General features: G+C 65.9%; 5 protein-coding genes. 3 read left to right on the top strand and 2 right to left on the bottom strand.

What is annotated here, in order from left to right; translation table 11 throughout:
* On the bottom strand, window positions 1-729 hold a 729-nt coding region (locus EOA28_RS25140; RefSeq protein ID WP_148670840.1), incomplete at its 3' end, for a LysR family transcriptional regulator.
* A 216-nt stretch (window positions 730-945) separates the two neighbouring features.
* Between EOA28_RS25140 and EOA28_RS25145 the strand changes: the two genes are divergently transcribed.
* Genes EOA28_RS25145 through EOA28_RS25155 form a run of 3 tightly spaced genes read left to right on the top strand, consistent with a single transcriptional unit; the run spans window position 946 to window position 3,997 of the window.
* A complete protein-coding gene (locus EOA28_RS25145; protein WP_127249551.1) occupies window positions 946-1,839 on the top strand; it encodes an NAD(P)-dependent oxidoreductase in 894 nt (297 codons plus the stop codon).
* Between the two features lie 26 nt (window positions 1,840-1,865).
* Window positions 1,866-3,233, top strand: coding sequence for an MmgE/PrpD family protein (locus EOA28_RS25150; RefSeq protein WP_189342176.1), 1,368 nt, complete (start codon window positions 1,866-1,868; stop codon window positions 3,231-3,233).
* A gap of 26 nt (window positions 3,234-3,259) precedes the next feature.
* Window positions 3,260-3,997, top strand: coding sequence for an SDR family oxidoreductase (locus tag EOA28_RS25155; RefSeq protein ID WP_127249549.1), 738 nt, complete (start codon window positions 3,260-3,262; stop codon window positions 3,995-3,997).
* Window positions 3,998-4,046: 49 nt separating this feature from the next.
* Here the strand turns inward: EOA28_RS25155 and EOA28_RS25160 are convergent.
* On the bottom strand, window positions 4,047-4,853 hold an 807-nt coding region (locus EOA28_RS25160; protein WP_148670841.1), incomplete at its 5' end, for an ATP-binding cassette domain-containing protein.

Raw genomic sequence — 4,853 nt, forward strand, 5'->3', positions numbered from 1 at the left:
GGACAGGATAGTGTAGCCTATCCCCGCCTCGACCAGCCGCAAGGTCGAGGGCATGGCGTCGACCTCGACCTCGATGTTGGGCTCGATGCCGGCGGATCCGAGGATGTGATCCAGCACCACGCGCAGCCCATGCGGCCTCGCCGGCAGGATCATCGGCAGCCGGGACATCACGTCGGCGTCGACGGGACCGGGGCCGAGATTGTGCGGATCGTTCTTCGCGCCGAGCAGGAATAGCTCATCGCGCAGTATGGGTTCGGCCAGGAGATTGTTCATCCTCGGCGCGTTGTACAGGACAGCGACGTCGATCTTGCCCATCACCAGCCATTCGAGCAGATGGCCGCTGAAGCCTTCGATCACCCTCAGGCTTACCTGCGGGAACTGGGCGCGGAAATTCTGTACCAGGGGCGCCGTCAGCACGACGCCGACCGAGGGCGGCATTCCGAGCACGATCGTGCCACGCGGGTTCGATCGCAGCGCCGCCAGTTCCGTCTCGGCGCGCGCGGCCTGCTCAAGCAGGGCCACTGCGTAGCTTTGCAGAATCTTGCCGGCTTCCGTAAGCACGATGCCGCGGCCATTGCGATAAAGCAGCGCGACGCCGACCTTGTCCTCGAGCGCCTTGATCTGCCGGCTGAGCACCGGCTGGCTGATCGAAAGCGCCACCGCCGCGCGCGAGAAACTGCCGAACTCGGCCACGGCGGTGAACAGCTGCAGTTGCTTCAGATCGAACATTAAAGTGCGGCCTCTGGCTCGAATGCGGTAACCGCATTGTTGGAGCACGCGGCAAACGCCTGAGTTTGGGACACAGAGCGACGGTTGACAAGGGAGGCCCAGCCGGCGCCTTGCAAAGCTGTTATGCGGCGAGCGAAGCTTATGCTGCGCTCCGGAATTGGCTTATTTGCTAGCCCATGGCCGTCTGCACGAGGCGGCCTTCCCGGAGTAAAAACTTTGCAGACTCGAACGCTTGGGTTCGTTGGGCTCGGCCGCATGGGCGCGCCCATGGTAAGACGGCTTGCTGAAGCGGGCCACCATGTCATCGTCCATGACGCCAGGCCGGATGCCGCCGCGGACCTGCCGGGCAATTCTATAAGCGTGGCCGCCACGGCCGCCGCCGTCGCCGACGAGGCCGAGGTGGTGTTCTGCAGCCTGCCGACGCCGCCGATCGTCAAGGAGGTCGTGCTCGGCGCCGATGGCTTGATATCGGGCGCGAAAGCCAAAGTGGTAATCGACCTGTCAACGACCGGGCCCAGCATGGCCAAGACCATCGCGGCGGAGCTGGCCGGCCGCGGCATCGCCTGGGTCGACGCGCCGGTTTCTGGCGGCATCGCCGGAGCCAGCAGCGGCTCGCTCGCGGTAATGGTCTCTTGCAAGAAGTCGGTGTTCGATGAGATCGACCCTGTGCTGGCCAATTTCGGCAAGCGGTTCTATTGTGGCGAGAATGCGGGCACCGCGCAGGTCGCCAAGCTCGGCAACAACATGATCGCGGCGGCCGTCATCCTGCTCTCGGCCGAGGCGCTGGCGATGGGTGTGAAATCCGGGCTGGACCCGCGCATCATGTGCGACATTATCAATGCCTCGAGCGGCCGCAACAGCGCCACCCAGGACAAGTTTCCCCGCGCTGTGCTGCCGGGAACGTTCGATTTCGGCTTCGCCACCGCCCTCTCCTACAAAGACGTTCGCATGTGCGTCGACGAGGCGGAGAATCTCGGCGTGCCGATGGTCGCGGGCTCGCTGGTAAGACAGATGCTCGCCGCCACGAATGCCCGTTTCGGACCGGACTCGGACTTCACTTCGATGGTACGCATCGTCGAAGAATGGGCGGGAATAGAAATCCGCGCCTGAAGGTGGGAATCGCGGAGGACTGGGGAATGGCAAGCTTCACGAAGCAATTGGCCGACACGCTGGCCGGCCTGCCCTTGGAAGTGTTCAGTCCTGCCGTCACCGCCAAGGCAAAGCTTTGTCTGCTCGATTTCCTCGGCTGCGCCTTCGAGGCGTCCGCGCTCGATCCGAGCCAGCAAGCGCTGGCCGCGGTGACGCCGGCGCGCGGCGGCCACATCATTGGCGAAAGCCGGCAGGCCACGCCGGCGGACGCGGCCTTCGTCAATGCGGTCAAGGGGCATGGGCTGGTCCGCGAGGACATGCACGCCGGATCCGTATGCCATCACGGCGTTGTCGTCTGGCCGCTGCTGCTGGCGCTCGCCGAAACGAAGGCGGTTTCGGGGATCGACCTGCTGCGGGCGGCAATCGTCGCCTATGAGGTCGGCGGGCGGCTGGGCCGAATGCTGATCGACCGCGAGCTTTCGGGACTGTTCAGGCCGACGGGGCTGGTGGCTCCGATCGGCGCGGGATGTGGCGCCGCGCGGCTCATCGGCCTCGACAAGGAACAGACCGCGGCCACGATCGCCTTTGCCGCCAACACGTCGTCCGGCCTCAACCAGTGGCCGAAGAGCGGCGGATCGGACATGTTCTTTCATCCGGGCTTTGCCGCGCGCAACGCCTGGATGGCGGTCCAGCTTGCGGCCGCCGGTGCCTATGGCAGCCCGGACGTGCTTGAGGGAAAATCCGGTTACTTCGCCGCCTTCGCGCGCCGGCCGATGCGGGGGCCGGTGCAGCTCTTCCCCGACGGCGAGGCCGATATCCTGGCGGTCTACCACAAGGCCGCGCCTGCCTGTAATTTCGCCCAGACGGCCTGCCAGACCGCGCTCAAGCTCGTCGAGATGATCGGTCCCGGCGCAGCCCCCGTCGAGCGGATCCACATCCGTGTCCCCGCCGCCGCGGCGGCCTATCCGGGTTGTGACAACACCGGCCCCTTCGAGCGTTCACTCCAGGCCAAGATGAGCATTCCTTATGGCGTTGCAGCGGTGTTCGCCAGCGGCCGTCTCTCGGAAGACAACTACAGGGACCTGCGGGATAAGGAGACGCTGCGGCTGATCGATGCCAGCGACCTCTCGGCGAGCGACGAACTGACGGCACAGTTTCCGGCCAAGCAGGGCGCCAGCATCGATGTCGTGCTCGGGGACGGGCGGCAGCTGTCGATGGGGCTTCCGGATGTGATCCCGGCGACCGAAGCCGAAATCCGCGAGCGCTTCAGGTCGGCCGCCGCGCCGATCGTGGGCGGCGAGGCCGCAAGGTCGATCGAGGACTTCATCGACCGGCTGGAGTCCAAGAAGGATGCCGGCCGGCTGATGCCGCTCTGCGCCACCAAGGAAAAGGCCAGGCCGCGAAGAGCGGCTTGAGCGGGAAGGCGCATGGAGGAGGCTGAATGACAGTTCGGCGAAAGACAGCTTTCGTCACCGGCGCCGCGAGCGGCATCGGCCGAGCCATCGCGACAAGCCTCCAGGCCGACGGCACGCGCATCGTGCTTGCCGACCGGCAGGCCGAGGCGCTTCAGGCGTTGGCAAGCCAACTGGGCGGCGAGGTCTTTGCGCTCCCGCTGGACATCACCGACGCGTCGGCCGTCGACGCTTGCCTGGAACAGGTGCCGGCGGAATTCCGCGACATCGACATACTGGTCAATAATGCCGGCCACGATATCGGCGGCCGCATCCGTTTCGACCAGGGATCGGCGGATGATTGGTCTGCCATCATCGAGACCAATCTGATCGGCCTGATGCGCGTCACGCGCGCGATCCTGCCCGGCATGGTCGCGCGCGGCCGCGGCGACATCGTCAACATGAGCTCGATCAGCGCGCTCCGGATCGTGCCCGAGCAGGCGCCTTACTCAGCCAGCAAGGCCGGCGTGCACATGCTGAGCGACATCATCCGCGGTGAGCTCGCGGAGACGCCGCTGCGGGTCATCGAGATCATGCCCGGCCTGACGCGCACCAGCATCGTCACGACCCGCCACCGCGGCGACGAGGAAGCGGCGCGGCAATATTTCGAGCGCTTCGGCATGGCGCTTGACCCCGAGGACGTGGCGCGCTGCGTGATTTTCGCGCTGAGCCAACCGCCGCATGTCCAGATCGCGCAGATGTTCGTCCTGCCGACGAACAGGTGGTAGGTCCCGTCGCCCAGGCCTGCACTGAGCCGGGCGGCCGGGGCCGGCCTGTTCAGTGCACGGCCGCGTACATGATGCGGCTTTCGGTGGCCTCGGCGATGTCCATCTCCTCGACGACGCGCCCCTGCCGGGCAACGAGAATACGATCCGAGAGAGCCAGGATCTCAGGCAAATAGGACGAGATCACCACCACCGCCATGCCGCTGTCGGCAAGCTCGTTGATGAAGCTGTGGATCTCGACGATGGTGCCGACATCCACGCCGCGCGTCGGCTCGTCGAGGACGACCAGCTTCGGCTTCTGGATGAGCGCCTTGGACAGCACGACCTTCTGCTGGTTGCCGCCCGACAGCTCGATGACGCGCGCATCGGCATCGATCGCCTTGACGCCCAGTCGCTTGGTCCAGGCCGTGGCAAGCTCGCGCGCATTGCGCGGTGTGACCGCGGTCAGCGGATTGGTGCCGATCGCCAGCGCGCCGAGCTGGACGTTGCTGGCAATCGTCATGGTCTCGAAGAAGCCTTCGATCTTGCGGTCCTCGGTGACATAGACGATGCCGTCGCGCACAGCGGGCCGGGGCGTGCGGTAACGGACCGGCCGGTCCTCGAAGCGTACGGTGCCGCCGTGGAAATAGTCGCGCTTCAAGACGCCGGCGACGATCTTCATCGTCTCCGTCCGCCCCGCCCCGACCAGGCCGAACATGCCGGTGACCTGCCCCGCGAACACCGAGAAGGAGGTGTTTCGGACCGTATTGCCCATCGACAGGTTCTCGACGCTCAGGATCTTCTTACCCATCGGCCGCGCCTTGCGCTTCTCGCCGGCATAGAGCTCGCCGGACAGGATTCGTCCGACCATCGCCTGCAC

This window comes from Mesorhizobium sp. M2A.F.Ca.ET.067.02.1.1 (genome assembly GCF_004023285.1).
Taxonomy (GTDB): Bacteria; Pseudomonadota; Alphaproteobacteria; order Rhizobiales; family Rhizobiaceae; genus Mesorhizobium.

Bases quoted from the DNA above. Each gene is read 5' to 3' on its own strand.
- EOA28_RS25150 (WP_189342176.1), top strand. From the start codon at position 1,866: ATGGCAAGCTTCACGAAGCAATTGGCCGACACGCTGGCCGGCCTGCCC.
- EOA28_RS25155 (WP_127249549.1), top strand. From the start codon at position 3,260: ATGACAGTTCGGCGAAAGACAGCTTTCGTCACCGGCGCCGCGAGCGGC.